The following is a 21,274-nucleotide window of genomic DNA, read 5'->3' as shown; positions in this document are numbered from 1 at the left end:
ATGTATTGGCAGTCCTTTAATGAGTTTTTGGCCATGGATGGGCATGGTGTTTATGTTTGGTCTGTTTTTTTCTTAACCGTACTGTTAGTGCTGGGTGAGTTATTTTCCCTCAGGCAATTAAAGCAAAAAACAGTGAAGCGTTTCCGTCGGATTCGTCTTTTAGCATCTAAAAAGGGTAGTAAATGAATAAGCGGCAAAAAAGGTTGCTTTGGGTCTTAGCGTTGGTACTGGTCTTGATTGTCTGTGCCGTGCTGGTGGTCAACGCTTTACGTAATAACATGGTGTTTTTCCATACACCGACCGATGTCCGTGCTGAAAAAGTCGAACATAATAAGTACGTGCGTGTCGGTGGCCTGGTTAAGCCGGGAACCTTAGTCAAGCACGTGGGATCGGTGCAAATTGATTTTGAATTAGTCGATGATTGGGACAGTATTCCCGTGAGTTATGAGGGGTTGTTGCCGGATCTCTTCGGTGAGGGCCAAGGTGCTGTGCTGGAGGGTGAGTGGAACGGTGAGCGCTTTATGGCTACACGCGTCTTTGCCAAGCACGACGAAAACTACATGCCGCCTGAGGTTGCCAAGGCAGCGACCGACATGCACAACAAATACACCGGTGGTGCGATTCCTCTGGAGGGTGCTGAAAAAGACGCTTATGCCGAGGGGACACCATGATTTGGGTGAATTTAGGTAGTTTCTCCTTATTGTTGGGCGTGATGTTTTCGCTTTTTGCCGCTGTGGCCGCTTTTTATGCGGCGCAAAAGCGTCGTGAGCTGGCGCCTTTAGTTAAGTTAAGCGGCACGTTGACCAATCTCTTCGTGCTGATTGCCTTTATTGCTTTATTGGTGTTACTGATTAATGATCAGTTTTATGTGCGCTATGTGGCACAGCACTCCAATAGTCAATTACCGGTTTTTTATAAGATTTCTGCTGCTTGGGGTGGTCATGAGGGCTCGTTATTATTCTGGGCTTTATTATTGGGGATATGGAATCAGATCTTCCAGCGCTGGGCTAAAAGCCTAACGCCAAGCTTAGCGCTTAATGCACTGGGCGTGCTAAATGCGGTCATGAGTGGCTTTTTGCTGTTTATTTTAGCCGGTTCCAGTCCTTTTGCCTTATTAGATAACCCACCGGCCGATGGCGCGGATTTAAATCCTCTATTGCAAGATATCGGTCTGGTTATTCATCCGCCATTTCTATATTTGGGCTATGTGGGCACGACCTATGTCTTTGCCTTGTCTTTGGCTGCCCTGATTGCCGGTGATGCCGGTAGAGCGTGGGCCAGCAGCTGCCGTCCTTGGGCCTTGGCGGCTTGGGGCTTTCTATCGATCGGTATTTTAATCGGTAGTATGTGGGCCTACTATGAACTGGGCTGGGGTGGCTGGTGGTTCTGGGATCCGGTGGAAAATGCGTCTCTGATGCCATGGTTTTGTTTAACCGCGCTAATTCATTGTTTACTGGTAGTGGAGAAGCGAGAGGTCTTTAGGCACTGGAGTATTTTATTGAGTATTACCGCCTTTGCCTTGTCGCTACTTGGCACGTTCTTGGTGCGTTCAGGGGTTTTAACCTCGGTACACGCCTTTGCCAGTGATGCGACGCGCGGTATCTTTATTTTAATGTTCTTATTTCTGGTGATTGGTGTGGCACTCACCTTGTATGCGTGGCGTGCCCCTAAATTACAAGAAAATGCGCAGCGCTTTGCGATTTTTTCCAGAGAGTCTTTGCTGCTGGTTAATAACGTCTTACTCGTCGTGTCTTGTGTCACGGTGATGGTGGGGACATTATTCCCACTCTTTACAGAGGCCTTTGCCGTTGGTCAGTTTTCCGTTGGCCCGCCGTATTTTGAGTCTGTGCTGGCACCGCTTTGGCTGTTGTTGCTGATTTTAGTGCCTTTTGGTATTTTTGCGCGCTGGAAGTATGACTCAGTCGCTCGGATTCGTCGGGACTTGCTGATTCCTTTGGTGCCGGCAGTCATGCTCGGTATGACAATGCCGATGATTTGGGCAGATTTCTCGCTCTGGATCGGACTGGGCTTCAGTGTGGCTTGGTGGGTTGCCTTTTCGACTATTTATCAGGTGATTGATAGAATGCGTCGCAACCGTCAGGCGTTGTGGAGTTTACCTAAGCACTTCCTTGGCATGAGTCTGGGACACCTTGGTTTAGCCATTTTTGTGGTGGGCGCTTTGGCCGCTAAAAACTATGCCGGCGAATACAATCGTGTGATTTACCCTCGTCAAACCCTGCACGTAGAGGGCTATGATGTGACGTTTATGCATTTAGAGGGTAAGGTCGGTTCAAACTTTGATTCCTTAATTGGGCATTTTGATGTGGTCGTTGATGGTAAGCGCATTGCGCGACTACGTCCCGAAAAGCGCCAGTATTTTTCAGGTGGCGAGCCAACGACCGAGACCTCGATTGACCGTGGTTTTTTCCGAGACCTGTACATGAGCTTAGGCGAAATGCAGGGCGTGGATTTTGAAACCAGTCCATGGACGGTGCGACTCTACTATAAGCCCTTAATGAATTGGGTGTGGGCGGGGTTTGTGATGATGGCGATTGCCGCTGCCCTCTCATTTCGTGGGGTTAAGCGTCAAAAGTTTAAAAAAGAGCCGCAAGTAAAGGAGTAAATGATGTTTCTTAAGCGTTTCTGGCCTTTGTTATTGCTTGCTGCTTTGGTGCTTTTATTAGCGTTTGGATTGGGCAGAGAGCAGAAGCCGTTGGCGTCTGCCTTGGTCGGTAAACCCATGCCGGCCTTTGAATTGCCTGCATTGAAAAATCAGCGAGTCACTTATGATGAGTCCCTATTTAAGGGGCGGGTGTTTGTGTTAAATGTCTGGGCTTCTTGGTGTGAGGCTTGTACCTATGAACATAAGATTTTTGTTGAATCGCCCTTGCCTGAGGACGCCATGCTGATTGGATTGAATTATAAAGATCAAACTGGACCGGCGCTGATGTGGTTACGTGATTTAGGCGATCCTTATGAGTTAATCCTACAGGATGTACAGGGTCGTTTGGGCTTTGAACTGGGTGTTTATGGGGTACCTGAGACTTATGTCATTAATGAGCAGGGCATTATCACCTATCGTCATGTAGGTGCTTTTGATGAGGAATCGTGGCAGCAGAATTTATTACCTGCTGTTTATCGAGCACTCGAAGAAAAGCAGTCTAATTAATCGTATTACTCTTATGAATAAAAATTTGAATTTAAAGCTATTGGCTGTTTTATTAAGTGCAGTCTTAGCGACGCTGTTTATTAGTCTCATCAATTCGACCGCACACGCTCAACCTCAAACCACGGAACGTTTGGCGCTGAGTCCTGAGCTGGAGAAGCGCGAACATGAGTTGTCTAAGCGATTACGCTGTTTAGTTTGCCAAAACCAATCCATTGCTGAGTCAGGTGCCGGTCTGGCCGATGACCTAAAAGCAGAGATTCGTCTGCAGCTGAGCTTAGGTAAAAGTGATCAGGAGATTGTCCAGCACATGGTCGATCGCTATGGTGAGTTTATTAATTACAACCCGCCACTTAACAGTAAAACCTTTTTGCTTTGGATAGGACCGGGCTTGGTGTTATTGTTTATGCTGTTTTTTTTAATACGTACTATTGGCAAACAGAGTAAGGGGTTAAGTATGAAGGATTCGGAGTCTGCTGAATAATGGAAAGTTCTTATTGGTTAATTGCCGGTGTCATTGCCGCGCTGCTCGTTTGTATTGTTTTGTTTTTGCGCCTACGCCCCAAAGAGCATGGCCGTAGCTGGTATCTCGGTTTTTTATTGATTCCGATCATTGCCGGTGGCGTTTTTTATTTCTTAATCTTAAAGGATCAGGCCAATCCGGCGGCTACCTTTGAGCGAACCGGTAATATTGGTCAGTTTATTGATGCAGTCGGTATGTTGGAGCAGCGTGTTGACGCTAATCCTGAGGACTATCAAGGTCAAGTGATGTTGGCTCATAGTTATCGAGCCATGGGACGCTATGAAGATGCGGTTGCGCGTTTTGGTAAGGCATGGCCGATTGTTGAAAAAGACCCTAATAACTTAGCGCTGTTTGCCGGTTCTTTGGCTATTTTCCGCGGTGGTTTTGAGGGCAAGCCACTGGAGTTAATCAGTCAGGCACTTGCTTTAGAGCCGGACAATCCCGATGCCTTAATGCTGTTAGGGGGCGCTATGTTCCAGCAGCAAAACTATGCAGAAGCCATTAAAAGTTGGGAAAAGTTACTAGCCGACAAACGCATTCAAGACGAGGATAAGGTCTGGATAGAGCAGCAGGTTGAAGAAGCCAAGCTTGCTTATGAAGACCCGGCAGCTTATGCAGAACTACTTGCTGAACGTGAACAGGAAATGTTCGGTGAGGGTGGTGCGCATCCTAGTGGAGCCGTTGGTCGTATGGGCTCAGATCCTGTGATGGGTATGCCGCCAACTGGCGGGTCACCGCATCCTGATTTTATGTTTGGTGCCCCATCGGATATGCCTAATCCACATCAATAAGCATCTCGTCTTAAGGACATAAAAAAGCCGCTACGCCGGAGTTGTATGGCGTAGCGGCTTTAAGTTTAGCCTGTATTAATTAGGCTGTAGCGGATTAGTGACCGCTTGCAGAGCCACAACCACCGCAGCAGCTAAAGGCATTTTCATCTTCTGTCTCTTCCTCAGAAGTCGTGCTGTTGGATTTGTTTAAAATCGCTTTAACAACTTGCCAGAAGATAGCTAAACCACCGACGATGAAGACCACGTCACCGATAGTTCGTAACCAGCGCAAGGTTTGTAGGAAGTCTTGCTGTAAGAAGCCTTCACTACGTGCATACCACATACCTTCAGTCACACTCGCGTGGAATTGAAATAAACCGATAGGTAATAAGCTGATTGCGATCATCAGTACTAAGCCAAGGTTTAAGCTCCAGAAACCGGTTTTCATCAGTTTCTCGCTAAAGACCATGTCCGGACGGATATAGCGCAATACCAATAGGACAAAGCCTAAAGATAGGAAGCCATAGACACCGAAGAGGGCAGCGTGAGCGTGAACTGGCGTGGTGTTAAGACCCTGGATGTAGAACAATGAGATCGGTGGGTTAATCATGAAACCGAAGACCCCTGCACCAAGCATATTCCAGAATGCAACGGCAACGAAGAACATGATCGGCCAACGAAGGGTATCCATCCAAGGCGCTTTTTCTCTTAATCTCCAGTTTTCCCAAGCTTCGTAGCCTAAGAGGATCAGAGGTACTGACTCCAGAGCACTAAACGCAGCACCCACAGCCATCACCGGTGTTGTTGTACCGGCGAAGTATAAGTGGTGGAATGTACCCGGAATACCGCCAACCAAAAAGAGCGAGGCAGCGATAAGCGTTGCCATGGTCGCCATACGCTTAGATACCAGACCCAGCGCAACGAAAATAACAGATAAAGAAGCAGTTGCAAATACTTCAAAGAAGCCCTCTACCCATAGGTGAACAACCCACCAGCGCCAGTACTCCATAATCGGCAATGGTGTGCGCTCGCCGTAGAATAAGCCGGTACCGTAGAATAGACCGATAGCGACGACGGAGGCGGTAAATATAATCAGCAAGCTCTTGTCAGTTTCACGACGTACGCCGTTAATTAAACCGCGAATCATGAGACCTAACCAGAAAGCAAGGCCGACAAAGAGTAAGAATTGCCATACGCGACCTAAGTCGAGGTACTCATAACCCTGGTGACCCCACATAAAATTAAGGTGCTCAGGCATATGACCGGCAATGGCGATGTAGTTACCTACAAAGGAACCGATGGTGACCACTAAAAGCGCGCCAAACAATAGGTTCACTCCTAAGCGCTGACCTTTAGGGTCGGTGCCGCCATTAATGATAGGCGTCAAGAATAGACCTGCCGTTAGGAAACCACTGGCAATCCATAACACCGCACTCTGCAAGTGCCAGGTTCTTAATAGGGAGTAAGGGAACCACTTAGATAGCTCAATCCCATAGAAGTGCTGACCTTCAACCGTGTAGTGAGCAAGTGCACCGCCAAGGAATATCTGGAAGACAAAGAGAGCGACCGTCAGGACGGCGAATTTCCATAGCGTCTTCTGAGAAGGAGTCAGTGCAATCGCCTTAATTGGGTCACGCTTAGGAGGCGTTGTGGTATCCGGCTCTTCATTGCGTAAGAATGACCAGCCCCAGACTAAGAAGCCCACACCCGCTAATAATAAGACGATAGAAATAATCGACCAGACAACGTTTTCAGCAGAAGGTACGTTATCAATTAAAGGCTCAGGCGGCCAGTTATTGGTGTACGTTACGTCATGACCCGGTCTGTCCGTGGCGGCTGCCCAGGCAGTCCAGAAGAAGAAGTTGGTCAGTCTTTCGCGACGCTCGGGATCAGGAAGTGTATTTTCCTTCATCGCAAAGCTTTGGCGCGTCGTGCGTAAGCTTGGCTCATCGCCGTATACGCCCTGATAATAGCCACTGATATTTTCAATCGCCTGAGCGCGACGCTCAGAGATAGTCACAGTATCTGTCGCTGCATCATAGGTGTTGGTGCGATACTCAGCCTTTAATTGCCCTTCAAGCATCGCTTTCTGGCCAACGTCTAATTGGTCAAAAGCAACACCGAATTCTTCCTGTGCTGCTAACTCTAACCATTCGACTAACTCGCGGTGTAACCAGTCAGCTGTCCAGTCGGGTGCTTGGTATGCACCATGCCCCCAAATTGATCCGACTTGCATACCACCTGTGCTTTGCCAGGCGGACTGACCGCGTAAAATGTCCTCTTTTGTCATGAGGACTTGATCTGTTGTTTGAACTTTAAATTGTGCCGGAGTAGGCGGCACGTGGCGGTAAATCTCGACTCCTAGATATCCTAGAAGCGACATCCCTATTATCATTACTGCGATAAGAGTCCACCAAAGTTTTTTATACTGTCCCATACGGTGCTCCATGAAAAAACCAAGCAGTTGCTCGGCGGCTAAACATTTATAAGTAAAACCACGTTATTTATAAGTAAAACCACGTTACTTATAAAGATTAAAGATATATAAAAAATACATCTTTAAAGGGAGTATACAAACTTTTACTTCTTTTGGCTATCTATTTCTTAGGGTTTACGATTGTTAATTGCTATTGGGTTTTATTTTGTCGGCTTTATTTCATTAAATCCTTGTGATTTTTACATCGTAAGTGTCATTATTTCGTCACACTAATTAAATATAAACGTGGTTAAATTGGCATTCTTACAATTTTTACAGTTGATTGATATGGATGAGGCGGTGTGTACATGACGAGGGAATTAAATCACGGTGAGACGGCAGCCGCACACATCTACAAAGAGGATGAAGAGCGTTCGGTACAGCAAAAAGTAGTGTCTGATAGCAGTGATTTTCAGTCCTTAATGCGCAAAGAAACACTCACTAAGCATGAGTCGACAGAGCGAGTTTTTGTGCGCAAGGCCAGGGTACTTAGAGCGCGTAAAGATCATAAAACACTTGAGCTGGAAGCTGTTGTCTCAAAGGAACGATTTGTCGCCTTGCGTGCTTCTTCCTGTCTGCAAGTACCTGCAACCGATGATTTGGTGATGTTGCAGGGCTTTGAGGACGGCTCCATCTATGTGATGGCGGTGTTAGAGTCTGCTAAGTCAAAGGATGTCGTCACGCGTATCGATCTGCCCGAAGACTCGGTAGTTGGCGCTAAGTCATTGACATTCAGTGCCGGTGATTTTACGGTTCAAAGTAAAAAGTTTACGATAGCGACCAGCGCCTATAGCCTTAAGGCAAATCACGCGAGCTCAGTGACGAGTCAATATTATTTGAGTGCCGGCAATTTAAAACAAAACGCCACCAAACTAGATATTGTTGCGCAAACTGCCACCTCAGCATTTACCAATTCTATTCGCGTGGTAAGCGATACAGACAAGGTTAAAGCATTAAATATTCATTATGCTGCACAGTCTTCTGCCAAGTTTTTAGGCACAACGACTAAAATAAACAATTATGAAGTTACCGTCGTTGATGGCAAGTTAGTCTAGCGGCTTGTTGTGCTGTCAGCTTTTTATTGTTGAGTTGAGGGCGCATCGGCGAGCGGTGACAAACCAGTAAAAAGGAAGGTTAATGAATAACAATGTATTGCCTGTCTTGGCTGTTACCTTGGGTGATGTGGCGGGTATCGGTCCTGAAGTTACCGCTAAGATGTTGCTAAAACACGATAATTTACGCCAAAAAGCAAAGTTCGTCGTGATTGGTGATGTGGCCTCATTAAAAAAGGCAGCGCAGCAAATAGGCTTTGATGGTAGTCAGGTGTTTGAGGTACAAAGCCCGGCAGAGCTTAGCAATGCGCCGGGGACGATTGAGGTGATTCAAGTCGGTCCGAGCTTAGCGGATGTGCAACTGGCCGCTGTCGATGCACGAGCCGGAGCCGGTGCTGCGGAGTTTGTCATGAGAGCCTGTGCGCTCGCTCGTGCCGGTGAGGTGGATGGTATTGTGACCGCACCGCTTAACAAAGAAGCGATGCATATGGGTGGCTACGACTGGCCGGGTCACACGGAGTTATTAGCACATGAATTTGGTGTAGATAACTTTTCGCTTGTGTTATCCAATGACGATCTGTTTGTCTTTCACGCGACGACTCATGTTTCAATGAAGCAGGCGGTTGAGGATTGCACACCGGCCCGTTTTGATGAGATTTTCAACTTAGTGCATGCTTTTTCTACGGCCTTAGGCCGTAAAGGCGAAGCGATTGCCGTTGCGGGTTTAAACCCTCATGCCGGTGAAAATAATCTTTTCGGTACCGAGGAGTCTGAGATCATTATGCCGGCAATCAATCGTGCCAAGGCGCGTGGGATTAATGTGCATGGCCCCATTCCCGGTGATGTTATTTGGCCGCAAACGGTACGCGAGAAGCGTTGGAAGTTCTTGGTGATGTGCTATCACGATCAGGGACATGCGCCATTTAAGGCGGTTTACGGTGATCAAGGCGTTAATATTACGGTGGGTTTGCCGGTGGTTCGAGTATCGGTGGATCATGGTACCGCATTTGATATTGCCGGCAAAAATATAGCCCGTGAGGACAGCTTAGTGATGGCGGCAGAGCGCGCGGCAGAATTGGCAGTGGGTTGGGCTGCTGTTTGGGAAGCAGCCCGACAAAGTGCCTAAATGTCAGAGCTTAGGCAGGGTGCCTAGGTAGGCATAGGGCGCACGGTTAGGATTTGCTCGCTATGACCAAAAGGTCCTTCTTCATCGTGTAAGACAGTGGAGGTTAAACCCACACCGCTGGCGCCGTACTGCTGACGAGTGTCTAAACCTAACCACTGGCCTACAGGCAGGCGGTACAGATGAATTTGCAAGTCAACATTAGGGAACATATGGCTAAATGGGGAGTTTTGAGCGATCGCCATGCCGTTGGTGGTATCCACCATACCGATGAGCTTCACAAAGGGACTGGTCTTAACCCCCTCCACCATCTCTAAGTCATTGCTAAGCCATAGTTGTGCTCTGCCGTTACGGCGATCAACGCTGGTATGAAGATGGTTTTTTATTGACTTAATGTAGCCACCTGCCCAAATATCGGTTACTTCGGGCCACGGTCGCATGTCGTTGCGACTGATAATCGCCTGATCTTCATAGCTGGCGACCGCCGAGGTATCACTTTTAATTAAACGCCATGCTCTTGCCGTGATGGCTGCTTTACCGTCACAGCTTAGCACGGCTTCAATAAGTTCGATGGTTTTGCCGGGACGGATAGAGCGTGTCGTCACGGTGAAGTTTTTAAGTGGGATGAGACCTAAAATATCGTAACTGATGCGGCCGTAAACCATCTCTTCACGCGGATCAAACAGTTCCAACTCATAACTCATCAGGCCTGACGCCGGTGCCATATGCTGTTCGTGTGCATTCCATGCACCCTGGCTGTGGATATTGGCTTGGTACTCAGCAACAACGCTGCCATCGGCGTTGGTTTGTCTGGAAAGAAGGGTGTAATAAGCGTTCATAGTTCAATTAATCAGGTTCTAAATAAATGACGTGCTAACAGCATAAGTTAGTTTGACGCGAATGGAAATAAGCATAAGTGCTAGGTAACGTGACGTCAACTACCGGTAAAAGATCGTTATGGGTGAATTAAGGGTTTACGTGTAGAGCAGATGGCTTTAAACTGTCAGCAATTTTGTAAAAAGAACAAGAGAGATAGAGATGGAAATAACATTAAATGCTTATTACACCCTGATTCTTGCGACTCTGGTGCTGCTTCTCGGGCGTTTTCTGACCCGCAGAATCAAGTTTTTAGCGACTTATAACATTCCCGAGCCGGTTGCCGGCGGTTTGTTGGCAGGTTGTGTTGTTGTACTGATTAAGTATTTCATCGGCGTCTCGTTTATCTTTGATAGTGATTTGCAAACCGCCTTTATGCTGATGTTTTTCGCCTCCATCGGCTTAAGTGCTGATTTTAAACGCCTGAAGGTTGGCGGGATACCATTAGTTATCTTCAGTATGACGGTATCCGGATTAATTATTGTGCAAAATGTGGTCGGTGTGTCAATGGCTGCCTTGGTTGGTTTAGACCCTCTGATGGGCTTAGTGACGGGCTCTATCACCCTAACCGGTGGTCATGGTACCGCTGCTGCATGGGGGCCAATTCTGGAGGACCGTTATGGTGTGGTCGGTGCGACAACACTCGGCGTGGCGACAGCGACCTTTGGTTTAGTGGCTGGCGGCATGATTGGAGGTCCGGTAGCTAAGATTTTATTAAAAAAAATGAAGCGAGAGCCATTGCCGCCACAAGAGCATCTTACGCCTCTTGAAGAGCAGGCAAGTAAAGCGTCACTGTATAAGACGCAGCACGATGAAGATGATGATGGTTTTATGGACGCGCTTTTTGATAAGCCGGATCAAATTCGTCGTCTGACCGTTTCTTCCGCGATCGAAACCTTGGCATTGTTTGCTGCTTGCTTAGCGTTTGCTGATGTAATGACGCATGTCGCTAAAGGTACTTTCATTGAGTTGCCGACCTTTGTCTGGGCGTTGATGGGCGGTGTGATTATTCGTAATGTGTTGACCCATGTGTTTAGCTTCGACATGTTTGATCGTGCCATTGATATCTTCGGTAATGCCTCGTTGTCGTTATTTTTGGCGATGGCTCTGCTTTCGCTAAGACTATGGGAGCTTGTGGACTTGGCATTGCCCGTGTTGGCGATTTTAGCGGTGCAAATCGTGCTCATGATCACTTACGTTATTTTCATTACCTATCACGTCATGGGCAAGGGTTATGATGCGGTTGTGTTGGCCGCAGGCCATTGTGGCTTCGGTATGGGAGCGACACCTACAGCGGTAGCTAATATGCAGGCGGTGACCGATAGGTACGGTCCGTCGTATAAGGCTTTTTTGTTAGTGCCAATCGTGGGGGCGTTTTTTGTGGATCTGATTAACGCAACGGTCTTGCAAATCTTTACCCAACTACCTTTTTTACAGTAGTTTTTTGTCAAATTTAGTTAATAGGCTCTTTTCTGTCGTCAAAATACAATAAAATCTACCTAAAAATTTGGTGAGACAGCAATGTCTTTTTTAACGATATCCTACTTTAACTGGGGGATGTAATGAAGATTAATAAGTTAATTAAAGGCATTGCTAAACGCACTGCCTTGGTGGGCGCACTCGTTGCTGTTAGTGGTGGTGCTTTTTCTCAAGACAAAGGCGTGGTCAATATTTATCACTGGGCTGAGTACGTGGCTGAGGACACGATCCCGCGATTTGAACGTACGACCGGCATTAAGGTCAATTTTGATACCTTTGACAATAATGACGTTTTACAAACTAAATTACTGATTGGTAAATCCGGTTATGACGTAGTGATCCCCAGTAGTTACTATGCAAAGCGTCAGATCGAAGCCGGTCTGTTAGAAAAGCTCGATAAGTCTCAGATTCCTAACCTTAAGCACTTGGACCCTGAGATTATGAAGATTTTAGAAGAGGTCGATCCGGGTAATGAGTATTTAGTGCCGTGGGCGATGGGTACCTTAGGTCTGGGTTACAACATGACGCGCGCCAAGGAAGTAGCGGGTGAAGACATTGATTTCTTGGATTGGGGTAATTTGTTTGACCCTGAAAAAGCTAAGAAATTCGCTGAGTGCGGTATTTCTCTCTATGATGAAGCGGGATTGATTTTCCCTGCCGTTCTGAACTACATGGGCAAGGACCCTGCATCTCAGGATAAGGATGATTATCTGGCCGCTTTCGAGGTGCTAAAGTCGATTCGTCCCTATATCAAGCACTTTAGTCCGGCGGCACATATCGAAGAATTAGCGCAAAATGATATTTGCTTAGTCTATGCGGGTGATGGTGATGTGTATATTGCCAAAGACCGTGCTGCGGAGGCTAATCGCCCTTATGAAATTGGTTACTTTATCCCTCGTGGAGGAGCCTTAGTCTGGATGGACATGATGGCCGTTGCTAAGGGGGCGCCAAACTTTGACAATGCCATGGCGTTTATTAACTACATGGAAACGCCGGAGGTTCACGCTGAAATTACCAATGAAATGTTCTTCTCCAATGCGAATCTCGAATCAGTCAAGCACGTGAAACCTGAAATCGCTAATGACCCCATGCTGTATCCGCCGGCAGAAGTACGTGAAAACCTATTCTTAATGCAACCGCAGTCGATGGAATTATTGAGACTACAGACCCGCCTGTGGGCTGAGTTGAAGGCAGGTCGTTAGGGCGCTGTCGGGAGCTATTTGGTCTTGTAGTCCATGCTCTTTAAGGTCATGGTAACGTTAGCCATCTTGCTCTCACGATGATGGATTTTAACGATCAAATAGTCTAATTCCGGTGCCACAAAAAAGGTAGTACGACGATCAGGGTTACGGCGTTGACGTTGTACTACTAATGCTTCAAAATCACCCATGCCGGTACTGACCTTCTCCGTACCGATCACTTGATACTGATGATTAGCTTCCCGCCCTTTGTAGAGCAGAGGGTAGGAGAGTTGTTTCTTGCCCGCCATTAAGTCGCAACGCGCTTTAAAAAATAAACTCATCGGATCATAAACGTGCTGCTTCAAATTAAACGTCGTATCCCCGTCTTTACTGTAGTGACGGATCGCCGTTTTGTTGGCCCAATTAAAGTTAAGTGACTCCTTGGTGGTGCTGCGCAGTGCCGGACTCGTTGACGACTGATAGCTTTGTGGTGTGATGTGGCAATCTTTGGCGCTAAAACTCGCTTTTTGATTGATATCGATCAAGCTATGCTTAAGATTAAAGCTCACATCATAGGTGTTTTGATGGTTTTTAATCATTAATTTGGCATCTCCGGCTGAGGCTGCATTGTTATAAGACACCGCAAAAACAGCATCAACGAACTCAACATCACCCTTGCTTTGGGCGTAAATGGGAGTAGAAAATAGGCTGACTAAGGTTAAAGTAAGGAGCCACATTCCGTGTTTATAGCGCGATTTATAGGTAGTAAATAAACTCATAAAGTTTCTCGTTGTCCTCAGTTGCTCATTTTAATGGTTGCCTAATCAATTGATTTTATACAGATTATGACAACAATGCTTTAAAAATTGACTATAAATATAAGCGTTTGTAAGTTTTATTGCACTATGCATTTTCTTAAAAGAGCGTTACCATATTTAGATTACTACTTTCACTGATTAGTGCTAATAAGGCTTAGAGGCTTTGTGAGTATAAAAAGCCATAAATGAAAATTACTTTTAGTTGCAATCTAACGTATTTATGAATATTGACTAAGCATTGGATTATTGTTGTAGAAACAGCAATAATAATAGTACAGAGTGTTAGTTTTTAATGAACTAAATTTAATCGGTTCTGCTATACAAGGAGGCAATATGCAAGTATTCATTAACACTGATAGACATATCGAACGCACTGCAGATTTAGTAGAGCGTGTTGAGGCTATCGCTCAAAAAGAATTAAAACATCAAGCACAACAATTAACTCGCGTTGAGTATCATTTGTCTGATATTAATAGTGAGACCCGTGCAGGCGCCACCGATAAGCGTTGCTTGGTCGAGGGTCGCGTTGCTGGTCTAAAACCAGTAACGGCAGAGCATCACTCAGAAGATATTCAACAAGCCATTCTAGAGGCAACACGTCAATTAGTTCGTGGCTTAGAAAAAGTAATATCCAAATCACAAAATCATCGCGCCTAAGGGATCCGATGATTAGAGGTGGTTTTCATAAAAAACATTAAAAAGGAGAGTCTTATGCAACAAGTAAATCTTCAAGGTTTAACTTATTTCCTGGAAAGACACGAGGGTCCATGTTTGTCTTTATACCAGCCGACTCATCGTAGCCATCCTGAAAACCAACAGGATATTATTCGTTACAAGAATTTAGTTAAAGAGCTTGAGAGTTCTTTAGCTGAAAAATATGCTAAACGTGATATCACAGCCATCATGAAGCCGTTTCATGACTTAGGTGAGGATCGTGATTTTTGGCAGCAAAAAGTTCTTGATGGCTTAGCCATTTTGGCTGATGAAACGCGCTTCCAGATTTTCACCCTACAAAGGCAGCCCGAGGAGTTTGCCGTCGTGTCAGACTCTTTCCACTTAAAGCCTTTGTTACGCTTAACTCAGACACAAGACAGATTCCAAGTTTTATGTGTGTCACGTACTGATATTCAAATGTACGAGGGTACTCGTGATGGTTTAGACCAAGTATTGTTTGCGGATGATTTCCCTGAGCATATTGATGATCCTACGGAAGAGGTTGTAGATGTTCCTGTTACTTCTTATGGCTTAGGTCCATCAAATCGACAGGGCCAAGTAATGTACTATAAGGGCAGTCGCAAGGATGCGATCCAAACTGATAAAGAGCGCTTCTTAGGTGCTGTGGCACGCGCTTTATATAACAATATCAGTAAAGAAGGTAAGTTGCCTGTGGTTCTAGTAGGGTTACCCGAAAACATTGGTGTTTTCAGGAAAAACAACCAAAACCCATACGTATTAGAGCAGGAGATCAATATTGATCCTACCTCTCTTACTGTTGAGCAGCTACTTAAAAAGGCGTGGCCGGTGGTCGAGCCAGTGGCAGCTAAGCGTGTTCAAGATGAAATTGCTCGCTTTAAGCAAGCCCATGGTACCGGTCTAGCTAATGGCGATTTAGAAAATGTCTTAGGCGCTGTCTTAGACGGTCGCGTGGATACCTTAATGGTTGATGCTGAAAAGAGAATCGCTGGTAAGATCGATCGCGAAAATCGTAAGGTTGAGCTATTAAACGATTTCTCTGATCCCGAGGCAGAGGACGTATTAGATGACTTAGCTGAGATGGTTATCCGTCGCAGTGGTGATGTAAAAATCATTCCAAGCCAGTATATGCCAACTGATACAGGCCTAGCAGCTATTTATCGCTTCTAATGTTGTAGTGATTAATTGGTTGTATTATGACGCCCTGCTTACCATTGAGTAGGGCGTTTTACTAAATAAACATGTTTGTTCAAAAATAATATATTTGACACACTTTTAGCATAGAATATAAGTAAGACAATAAAAATCAAGCATTGTGATTAAGTTATAAACTCTTGTTTTATAACTTAAATAATTATTTCACTTTTCTGGGAAGAGATTATGACAGACGTATATGTAGTATCAGCCATGCGCTCAGCTATCGGTGGTTTTGGTGGCTCTTTAAAAGATGTACCGCCTCATGAACTCGGTACGACGGTGCTCAAGGCAGCCATCGATAAAGCCGGCATTTCCGGTGATGATGTAGGTCATGTGGTGATCGGTCATGTGGTTAATACTGAGCCACGCGATCAATACTTATCGCGCCTAGCATCGGTTAATGCCGGTGTTTCTAAAGACTCTGTTGCTATGAACGTTAACCGTTTATGTGGCTCCGGTCTACAAGCCATTATTTCTGCGGCACAATCTATTAAATTAGGTGATACGGATGTTGCTATCGGCGGTGGCGTTGAGGTGATGAGCCGTGGCGCCTATATCCTACCTACCTCACGTTGGGGTGCGCGTATGGGCGACAATAAGATCGTCGATATGATGACCGGTGCGGTTACCGATCCATTTGAAGTTGTCCACATGGGTGTGACAGCTGAAAACGTGGCCAAAGAGTTTGATATTTCCCGCGAAGCGCAGGATGCTTTAGCCGCTGAATCTCATCGCCGTGCTGCTAATGCGATTGAGCAAGGCTACTTCAAAGAGCAAATTGTTCCTGTTGTGCTTAAGACGCGCAAGGGTGAGACCGTCTTTGACACGGACGAGCACGTACGTCCGGACACCACGGTTGAGAGCCTAGCTAAGATGCGTCCGGTTTTCGTTAAAGAAAATGGTTCAGTGACTGCAGGTAATGCATCAGGTATTAACGATGGTGCCGCTGCTGTCGTATTAATGAGCGAAGAAGCGGTTAAAAAGCACGGTGCTAAGCCTTTAGCGCGCCTAGTATCCTATGCGCACGCCGGTGTTGAGCCACACATCATGGGCATTGGCCCCGTACCTGCTTCTAAGCAAGCTTTAGAAAAAGCCGGTCTCAAGGTAGAGGATATGGATGTGATCGAAGCTAACGAAGCCTTTGCAGCCCAAGCGCTAGCCGTTTCTAAAGGCTTAGGCCTTGATCCTGCCAAAGTTAACCCTAATGGTAGTGGCGTTGGTCTAGGTCACCCAATCGGTGCAACCGGTGCCATCATTACAACTAAAGCCATTCACGAATTACACCGTACCGGTGGTAAATACGCTTTAGTGACCATGTGTATCGGTGGTGGTCAGGGTATTGCTGCTATTTTTGAGCGTGTTGAGTAATTCTTTACACTGCTCATTGTATTAGTTAGGTTCAAGCCGCTCTCAGCTGGGAGCGGCTTGAATTTTTTCCCTACATACGATCAAATACAGAGCCTTTGTGGGGTTGGAAGATGCGCTCATAAAAACGTGCGGCATATTCATCGGTCATACCGGCAATAAAATCACAAATAACACGCTTTAACTTCGCTTCATTATCAGGATAAGCCTCGGCTGTCTTTTGATAGCGTTCTTTATGGCTGTCAGGCAGTAGCCGTAAAGGGTCTGCACTAAGCGCCTGAAACAGCTCAATGATGATTTTTTGTCCTTTAAACTCCAGTTGCTGTACATTGGCGCTGAGAATGACTTTCTTCATCACCAAATCCGCAATATGTTTCAGCAGTTCGAGTTGTGGTTTATGAAGAAAAGCATTAAATTTTATCAAGGGTTCTTTTGCTTCTTTAATACCGCTCGTATCAATAAAAATATGAGTAATGCAGCTATGAACCAGACGACCGATTTGGCGCTTGCGTTGATAGCTTGCTTGAGAAAATAAAAGCTCCTCTACTTCTTTGGCTTTATCTTGAATCGTCTTCTCATCCGACTTCTCGGCTTCGTCTAAGAGGGATTTAAATAAGTCAATTTTGCCGTCAAAGTGCCTTTGCCACATTTCACGAGTAATCAGGCCAAGCGAAATAGCATCTTCCAGATCGTGTAGTCCGTAGGAAATATCATCCGCTAGTTCCATAATTGGACGTGTCAAAGGATTTATAGCGTGTTTTTAAATGCTTTGCTTCGGTTTCAGTCGACGCGTCCTTTGTTGATGTAAATGCCTGCCTTTCCTCTTCTGACAAAGGCTCAAGAATCCAATCCACAATATCTTGCTCTGAGTCTAAGAAGCACTTAGGCGGAAGTTGTTGACTGGCTTTGCAGAGCCATAGCGGCTCTTTAAGCTCACCATAAGCAGTGTGGTTAACGACGTGACTATAGGCTAGTGGGTACTTAAGTACGCCAAGTAGAAGCCGTCTTGTCGGGTTCATGCCGTTGTATTCGGTGTATTTGTCGAGGCGCGATAAAATTCTTAGACTTTGACCATTGCCCTCAAAGCCACCGTAGTCGCGCATGCAGATATTTAGTGCGACTTCACCGCCATGACCAAAGGGTGGGTGACCAATATCGTGCGCCAGACAAATGGCATTCATTAACTCATAATCAGGTAAGAGTTGCTGAAGTTGTGCGATGTAGTTCTGCTCTACTTCGGTCATACGAAATTCATCGTGTTGCAGCTTTTGCTCCAGCCAACGGACGATACCTACACCGATTTGTGCGACCTCGAGAGAATGGGTTAGGCGAGTACGATAAAAGTCACTCTCACCTAAGCCCAAGACCTGAGTCTTGGACTGCATGCGTCTAAACGCTGAAGAGTGAATGAGGCGCGCATAATCACGCTCCCAAGGGGTTCTGACCTCACGCGCTGAGCCGGACCCGGAAACATCCGGGTCAAACCGGTCCTGCCAGGCAAGGTGGCTCTTCAGATCACGATGTGTAAAGTCCATCCTATACTCCAACATTTATTAAACTGCTTTCGCTTCTAAAGCAATGATTTGTTTCTTCCTTTCAACTCCCCAGCGATAGCCCGAAATGCCGCCGTCGCTGCGTAGCACACGATGACAAGGTACAACAATGCCATGACGATTATGCGCACACGCGTTGGCTACCGCACGAACTGCTTTTGGCGAACCGATATGGTGAGCTATTTCCGAATAGGACGCGGTTTTGCCGACAGGGATATCCTTAAGAACATGCCAGACTTTTTTCTGAAACTCAGTACCCTCGATGTATAAAGGCAGTTTTTGCATTTTCTTGTAGGTAGCTACGCTTGGGCTGCTTAGGTAGTCTGTTAAAAGCTTCAGGGATTGATTGAGAAGTTGATTGTTTTTATCTGCTTTGTGGATATCGGCATCGCTTAAATGCTCTGCCACATAGTCACGCAAATCTTGCAAAGGCTCTTTTTCTGAGTCGCCAAGCGATATGGAGTATATTTCTTCGTTAAGTGTTGCCACTAACACGGTCGCTATGTCCGTCTTAGCGCTCGCATAGTAAATAATAGGCGTAGTTGAGCTCATCGTCATCTCTCCATGAAGTTAGCCTTTGCTTTGCCTAAGCGATAATCTGCTAGGATTGGTCAAGTAAAACCTGAAAGGCAGTTAAGTAGCGATTCGCCATGACCTCTGCGGTGTGATTTGCAATCGCATACTCTTCTGCCAGTATAAGCTGATTTTTGGTTATATCATCCCGATTGAGTGCTTGGTTAAGGCTATCTTAATTTGGAGGATTTTCATGATCTCTTTTTCCCTTCGACTTGTAATGCAGCATCGCGTATTTATTAAAAACGTACTGCATCGATAGGATCGTGAGGGTGATGCCGGCACGGCCATCAAGGAAACCTCTTTTTAAAATATAGTCTCTGGGTATGCGACCAAGGGATTTCAGAATCGCTTTAGTAATGCTGGCGGTCTCTCCAGCCTGAGCCCGTTGCTCGGCCCAAGCTTCTGCGTAGGCAGTGCTTTTTTTTAAATACTCATGATAGCTGCTAAAGGTATAGTGGAGTAGGTGGCCTTTGAGTCTAGCTTGCTTGGTCCCATCGGGAATAATGACGCTTTCGTGAACTAGATTGTCGTTATAGCCCGTGTAAGCGGTGGCGTAGAGCCTGGTGACAAAATCAGGATTTGCGCTGCCATAGCGAATAAATTGGTCAAAATACCAGTTTAAGCGATCCACCCTATAAACGGTTTGCTGATCATTTTTATCAAGCACATCCCGGATACTCTCAGCGAGCTCGGGGGTGACGACCTCATCTGCATCTAGCCATAAGATCCAGTCAGAAGTGATGTGGCCTTGTGCTATTTGTCTTTGTCGTCCAAAGCCCGGCCAGTTGCTATTAACATAAAATTTATCGGTATAGCGACGGGCAATTGCTTCGGTCTCATCGGTGCTGCCGGCGTCCAAAATCACAATTTCATCGGCCAATTGAGCGATACTTTCTAAGCATTGCTCAATGACCTTGGCTTCGTTTTTAACAATCATTGCCACGGCGAGTGTCGGGCGGGATAAAGTCGTTGAACTGTTCATTAATGTTTAAATAATTTCGATGTCTTTGCCACGGAAAAAGCGCACTAAATTGATGAGTGTGGAAATAGCGACAGCCACAATACCTGTCGTTATCGCATAGTATACTCCGTGATTGACCGATAAATGAAAGCAAATCGCCACACAGGCAGCACCCACACTTTGGCCAAACACGCGAGCACTGGATTGTGTTGCACCCGTCGCACCACTACGGTGGATGGGAGTCGATAATAAAATCGTTTTGTTGTTAGGGGTTTGAATAAAACCGAAGCCTACGCCGCAGAAGAACATGCACAGTGCATACAAGCCCAGCCAAGCATCGTTGGGGAGTAATATCAATATGCTCAGAGCGCAGCACATCACGGTAGAGCCGATAGCGGCCAAGATAGAGGCGGGGTATTTATTTGACAGATAAGCTGCCGGTCTGGCCATGAGTGTCGAGCCTACAGGCCAAGCCATAAACAACATGCCCACCGTACTGGTTGCCAGCCCAATCGTATTTTCATAGAAAAAAGGTAGGCTTAACATGGCTGAAGCCGCTGCCCCAAAGCATAGAGCGGACACAATCACGGCATATTTAAAGGTCGGTATACGAAACAAATCGACCGGAAAAAGCGGTGCTTCCAGCCTAGAGGAAAAGCGCCACAAAATGATGCCGCAAATGAGCGCAAGACTCAGCAAAGCAATACCCACCGGCGTATTACTCACGACCAAATCACAGCCGGTAATAAAGCTACCTAAGGTAATAATGTTTAAAAAAGCACTTTTAAAATCATAAGGACTGGTCACACGAGCAACTTTAGGCAAAGCGTGTGAGAAAAATAACGATAAAATGCAAAGCGGTATGGCAATGATAAAAATCCATTGCCAAGAAGCAATCGATATAATAAACGCGCCCAATGCCGGACTTAATACGGCTGTTGTCCCCACTACCATGGCGTTGATACTGATGCCATTAGCAATTTCTCTGGGAGGATAAATATGCCGCATCATGGCACCGAAAATACTCATCATCACTGCACCGCCCAGCCCGTTAATTACTCGGCCCGTGAGCAACATGGGTAGGTTGGTAGATAAAGCACAGATGATACTACCAAACATAAAAATCGATATCCCACTGCGGAACATGCTAACAAAGCCAATTCGCTCACCAAGAGCCGACATGGGTAGGGTCGTTGCGATTAATGTCACTAAATATGCGTTAACTACCCACACACTTTGGTGTGGCGGAACGCCAAGATCGTTAGAAATGGTGGGTAGGGCCAAGTTCGCAATACTTGCATCCATGACACTGACAGAGATAGCCAAGATGATGGCTATCACCGCCCAGTAGCGTTGAGGCTTGGGCAGGCCCTTAGTACCTATGGCTTCAGGCCGTTCAGTGCCGGTGTGCTGAGGTTTGGGGCTGCTACTGGGTTTGGCTTTGATTTTTGGCATGGATTGCTTA

The 21,274-nt window shown here is 46.1% G+C and carries 21 protein-coding genes; 13 read left to right on the top strand and 8 right to left on the bottom strand.

Annotated elements, in window-relative coordinates:
* Genes ccmD through B092_RS0113195 form a run of 6 tightly spaced genes read left to right on the top strand, consistent with a single transcriptional unit; the run spans window position 1 to window position 4,480 of the window.
* Entirely contained in the window at window positions 1-186 is a 186-nt protein-coding gene (gene ccmD / locus B092_RS0113220; RefSeq protein WP_018575696.1) for a heme exporter protein CcmD, read from the top strand.
* The gene (ccmE, locus tag B092_RS0113215; RefSeq protein WP_018575695.1) at window positions 183-671 is read left to right on the top strand and encodes a cytochrome c maturation protein CcmE; all 489 of its coding nucleotides are present in this window, start codon (window positions 183-185) and stop codon (window positions 669-671) included. Before ccmD ends, ccmE begins: the two co-directional genes overlap by 4 nt.
* Window positions 668-2,623 carry a heme lyase CcmF/NrfE family subunit gene (locus tag B092_RS0113210; protein ID WP_018575694.1) on the top strand — a complete coding sequence of 652 codons (1,956 nt, stop codon included), beginning with the start codon at window positions 668-670 and terminating at the stop codon, window positions 2,621-2,623. The genes ccmE and B092_RS0113210 overlap by 4 nt, the downstream gene beginning before the upstream one ends.
* Window positions 2,624-3,169, top strand: coding sequence for a DsbE family thiol:disulfide interchange protein (locus B092_RS0113205; protein ID WP_040608617.1), 546 nt, complete (start codon window positions 2,624-2,626; stop codon window positions 3,167-3,169).
* A 13-nt stretch (window positions 3,170-3,182) separates the two neighbouring features.
* A complete protein-coding gene (locus B092_RS0113200; protein ID WP_018575692.1) occupies window positions 3,183-3,650 on the top strand; it encodes a cytochrome c-type biogenesis protein in 468 nt (155 codons plus the stop codon).
* The gene (locus B092_RS0113195; RefSeq protein ID WP_018575691.1) at window positions 3,650-4,480 is read left to right on the top strand and encodes a tetratricopeptide repeat protein; all 831 of its coding nucleotides are present in this window, start codon (window positions 3,650-3,652) and stop codon (window positions 4,478-4,480) included. The genes B092_RS0113200 and B092_RS0113195 overlap by 1 nt, the downstream gene beginning before the upstream one ends.
* A gap of 94 nt (window positions 4,481-4,574) precedes the next feature.
* Here B092_RS0113195 and B092_RS14565 read toward each other — a convergent pair whose 3' ends face one another.
* Window positions 4,575-6,896 carry a nitric-oxide reductase large subunit gene (locus B092_RS14565; RefSeq protein ID WP_051077740.1) on the bottom strand — a complete coding sequence of 774 codons (2,322 nt, stop codon included), beginning with the start codon at window positions 6,894-6,896 and terminating at the stop codon, window positions 4,575-4,577.
* Window positions 6,897-7,243: 347 nt separating this feature from the next.
* Between B092_RS14565 and B092_RS0113185 the strand changes: the two genes are divergently transcribed.
* Together B092_RS0113185 and pdxA are read left to right on the top strand one after the other, a co-directional pair.
* Window positions 7,244-7,990 (top strand): DUF3540 domain-containing protein, encoded by a 747-nt coding sequence (locus B092_RS0113185; RefSeq protein WP_018575689.1) that lies wholly within the window; start codon window positions 7,244-7,246, stop codon window positions 7,988-7,990.
* 82 nt (window positions 7,991-8,072) lie between these two features.
* Entirely contained in the window at window positions 8,073-9,113 is a 1,041-nt protein-coding gene (gene pdxA / locus B092_RS0113180) for a 4-hydroxythreonine-4-phosphate dehydrogenase PdxA (protein ID WP_018575688.1), read from the top strand.
* 23 nt (window positions 9,114-9,136) lie between these two features.
* Here pdxA and B092_RS0113175 read toward each other — a convergent pair whose 3' ends face one another.
* Window positions 9,137-9,949, bottom strand: a complete 813-nt coding sequence (locus B092_RS0113175) for a thioesterase family protein (protein ID WP_018575687.1) — start codon at window positions 9,947-9,949, stop codon at window positions 9,137-9,139.
* A gap of 199 nt (window positions 9,950-10,148) precedes the next feature.
* Here B092_RS0113175 and gltS point away from each other — a divergent pair, with 199 nt between their 5' ends.
* Together gltS and B092_RS0113165 are read left to right on the top strand one after the other, a co-directional pair.
* Complete coding sequence (gltS, locus tag B092_RS0113170; protein ID WP_018575686.1) at window positions 10,149-11,426, top strand: sodium/glutamate symporter; 1,278 nt, start codon at window positions 10,149-10,151, stop codon at window positions 11,424-11,426.
* A gap of 122 nt (window positions 11,427-11,548) precedes the next feature.
* On the top strand, window positions 11,549-12,667 hold the full coding sequence (locus tag B092_RS0113165; RefSeq protein WP_018575685.1) for an extracellular solute-binding protein: 1,119 nt from the start codon (window positions 11,549-11,551) through the stop codon (window positions 12,665-12,667).
* Window positions 12,668-12,681: 14 nt separating this feature from the next.
* Here the strand turns inward: B092_RS0113165 and B092_RS0113160 are convergent, their stop codons facing one another.
* Window positions 12,682-13,425 (bottom strand): DUF3108 domain-containing protein, encoded by a 744-nt coding sequence (locus tag B092_RS0113160; protein ID WP_018575684.1) that lies wholly within the window; start codon window positions 13,423-13,425, stop codon window positions 12,682-12,684.
* Window positions 13,426-13,797: 372 nt separating this feature from the next.
* Here B092_RS0113160 and B092_RS0113155 point away from each other — a divergent pair, with 372 nt between their 5' ends.
* The 3 genes from B092_RS0113155 to B092_RS0113145 all read left to right on the top strand — a co-directional run bounded on the left by B092_RS0113155 (window position 13,798) and on the right by B092_RS0113145 (window position 16,722).
* Window positions 13,798-14,121, top strand: a complete 324-nt coding sequence (locus B092_RS0113155; RefSeq protein ID WP_018575683.1) for an HPF/RaiA family ribosome-associated protein — start codon at window positions 13,798-13,800, stop codon at window positions 14,119-14,121.
* Between the two features lie 54 nt (window positions 14,122-14,175).
* Window positions 14,176-15,327, top strand: coding sequence for a baeRF3 domain-containing protein (locus tag B092_RS0113150; RefSeq protein WP_018575682.1), 1,152 nt, complete (start codon window positions 14,176-14,178; stop codon window positions 15,325-15,327).
* A 210-nt stretch (window positions 15,328-15,537) separates the two neighbouring features.
* Window positions 15,538-16,722 carry an acetyl-CoA C-acyltransferase family protein gene (locus B092_RS0113145; RefSeq protein ID WP_018575681.1) on the top strand — a complete coding sequence of 395 codons (1,185 nt, stop codon included), beginning with the start codon at window positions 15,538-15,540 and terminating at the stop codon, window positions 16,720-16,722.
* Between the two features lie 70 nt (window positions 16,723-16,792).
* Here the strand turns inward: B092_RS0113145 and B092_RS15795 are convergent, their stop codons facing one another.
* From B092_RS15795 to B092_RS0113125, 5 genes are all read right to left on the bottom strand, one after another.
* Entirely contained in the window at window positions 16,793-17,446 is a 654-nt protein-coding gene (locus B092_RS15795; protein WP_197933429.1) for a hypothetical protein, read from the bottom strand.
* Window positions 17,430-18,254, bottom strand: a complete 825-nt coding sequence (dgt, locus tag B092_RS15790; RefSeq protein ID WP_197933428.1) for a dGTP triphosphohydrolase — start codon at window positions 18,252-18,254, stop codon at window positions 17,430-17,432. Before dgt ends, B092_RS15795 begins: the two co-directional genes overlap by 17 nt.
* An 18-nt stretch (window positions 18,255-18,272) precedes the next feature.
* The gene (locus B092_RS0113135) at window positions 18,273-18,824 is read right to left on the bottom strand and encodes a methylated-DNA--[protein]-cysteine S-methyltransferase (protein ID WP_018575680.1); all 552 of its coding nucleotides are present in this window, start codon (window positions 18,822-18,824) and stop codon (window positions 18,273-18,275) included.
* Window positions 18,825-19,020: 196 nt separating this feature from the next.
* Window positions 19,021-19,830, bottom strand: coding sequence for a glycosyltransferase family 2 protein (locus tag B092_RS0113130; protein ID WP_018575679.1), 810 nt, complete (start codon window positions 19,828-19,830; stop codon window positions 19,021-19,023).
* Between the two features lie 6 nt (window positions 19,831-19,836).
* Window positions 19,837-21,264 carry an MFS transporter gene (locus tag B092_RS0113125; protein ID WP_018575678.1) on the bottom strand — a complete coding sequence of 476 codons (1,428 nt, stop codon included), beginning with the start codon at window positions 21,262-21,264 and terminating at the stop codon, window positions 19,837-19,839.
* Window positions 21,265-21,274 lie beyond the last annotated feature (10 nt).

It is taken from the genome of Oligella ureolytica DSM 18253 (assembly GCF_000373745.1).
Classification (GTDB): domain Bacteria; phylum Pseudomonadota; class Gammaproteobacteria; order Burkholderiales; family Burkholderiaceae_B; genus Oligella; species Oligella ureolytica.
The sequence above is the reverse complement of the archived record's forward strand: the minus strand, read 5'-3'. Positions and strand labels throughout refer to the sequence as shown.

Bases quoted from the DNA above. Each gene is read 5' to 3' on its own strand.
- ccmD (WP_018575696.1), top strand. From the start codon at position 1: ATGTATTGGCAGTCCTTTAATGAGTTTTTGGCCATGGATGGGCATGGT.
- ccmE (WP_018575695.1), top strand. From the start codon at position 183: ATGAATAAGCGGCAAAAAAGGTTGCTTTGGGTCTTAGCGTTGGTACTG.
- B092_RS0113210 (WP_018575694.1), top strand. From the start codon at position 668: ATGATTTGGGTGAATTTAGGTAGTTTCTCCTTATTGTTGGGCGTGATG.
- B092_RS0113205 (WP_040608617.1), top strand. From the start codon at position 2,624: ATGATGTTTCTTAAGCGTTTCTGGCCTTTGTTATTGCTTGCTGCTTTG.
- B092_RS0113200 (WP_018575692.1), top strand. From the start codon at position 3,183: ATGAATAAAAATTTGAATTTAAAGCTATTGGCTGTTTTATTAAGTGCA.
- B092_RS0113195 (WP_018575691.1), top strand. From the start codon at position 3,650: ATGGAAAGTTCTTATTGGTTAATTGCCGGTGTCATTGCCGCGCTGCTC.
- B092_RS14565 (WP_051077740.1), bottom strand. From the start codon at position 6,896: ATGGGACAGTATAAAAAACTTTGGTGGACTCTTATCGCAGTAATGATA.
- B092_RS0113185 (WP_018575689.1), top strand. From the start codon at position 7,244: ATGACGAGGGAATTAAATCACGGTGAGACGGCAGCCGCACACATCTAC.
- pdxA (WP_018575688.1), top strand. From the start codon at position 8,073: ATGAATAACAATGTATTGCCTGTCTTGGCTGTTACCTTGGGTGATGTG.
- B092_RS0113175 (WP_018575687.1), bottom strand. From the start codon at position 9,949: ATGAACGCTTATTACACCCTTCTTTCCAGACAAACCAACGCCGATGGC.
- gltS (WP_018575686.1), top strand. From the start codon at position 10,149: ATGGAAATAACATTAAATGCTTATTACACCCTGATTCTTGCGACTCTG.
- B092_RS0113165 (WP_018575685.1), top strand. From the start codon at position 11,549: ATGAAGATTAATAAGTTAATTAAAGGCATTGCTAAACGCACTGCCTTG.
- B092_RS0113160 (WP_018575684.1), bottom strand. From the start codon at position 13,425: ATGAGTTTATTTACTACCTATAAATCGCGCTATAAACACGGAATGTGG.
- B092_RS0113155 (WP_018575683.1), top strand. From the start codon at position 13,798: ATGCAAGTATTCATTAACACTGATAGACATATCGAACGCACTGCAGAT.
- B092_RS0113150 (WP_018575682.1), top strand. From the start codon at position 14,176: ATGCAACAAGTAAATCTTCAAGGTTTAACTTATTTCCTGGAAAGACAC.
- B092_RS0113145 (WP_018575681.1), top strand. From the start codon at position 15,538: ATGACAGACGTATATGTAGTATCAGCCATGCGCTCAGCTATCGGTGGT.
- B092_RS15795 (WP_197933429.1), bottom strand. From the start codon at position 17,446: ATGGAACTAGCGGATGATATTTCCTACGGACTACACGATCTGGAAGAT.
- dgt (WP_197933428.1), bottom strand. From the start codon at position 18,254: ATGGACTTTACACATCGTGATCTGAAGAGCCACCTTGCCTGGCAGGAC.
- B092_RS0113135 (WP_018575680.1), bottom strand. From the start codon at position 18,824: ATGAGCTCAACTACGCCTATTATTTACTATGCGAGCGCTAAGACGGAC.
- B092_RS0113130 (WP_018575679.1), bottom strand. From the start codon at position 19,830: ATGAACAGTTCAACGACTTTATCCCGCCCGACACTCGCCGTGGCAATG.
- B092_RS0113125 (WP_018575678.1), bottom strand. From the start codon at position 21,264: ATGCCAAAAATCAAAGCCAAACCCAGTAGCAGCCCCAAACCTCAGCAC.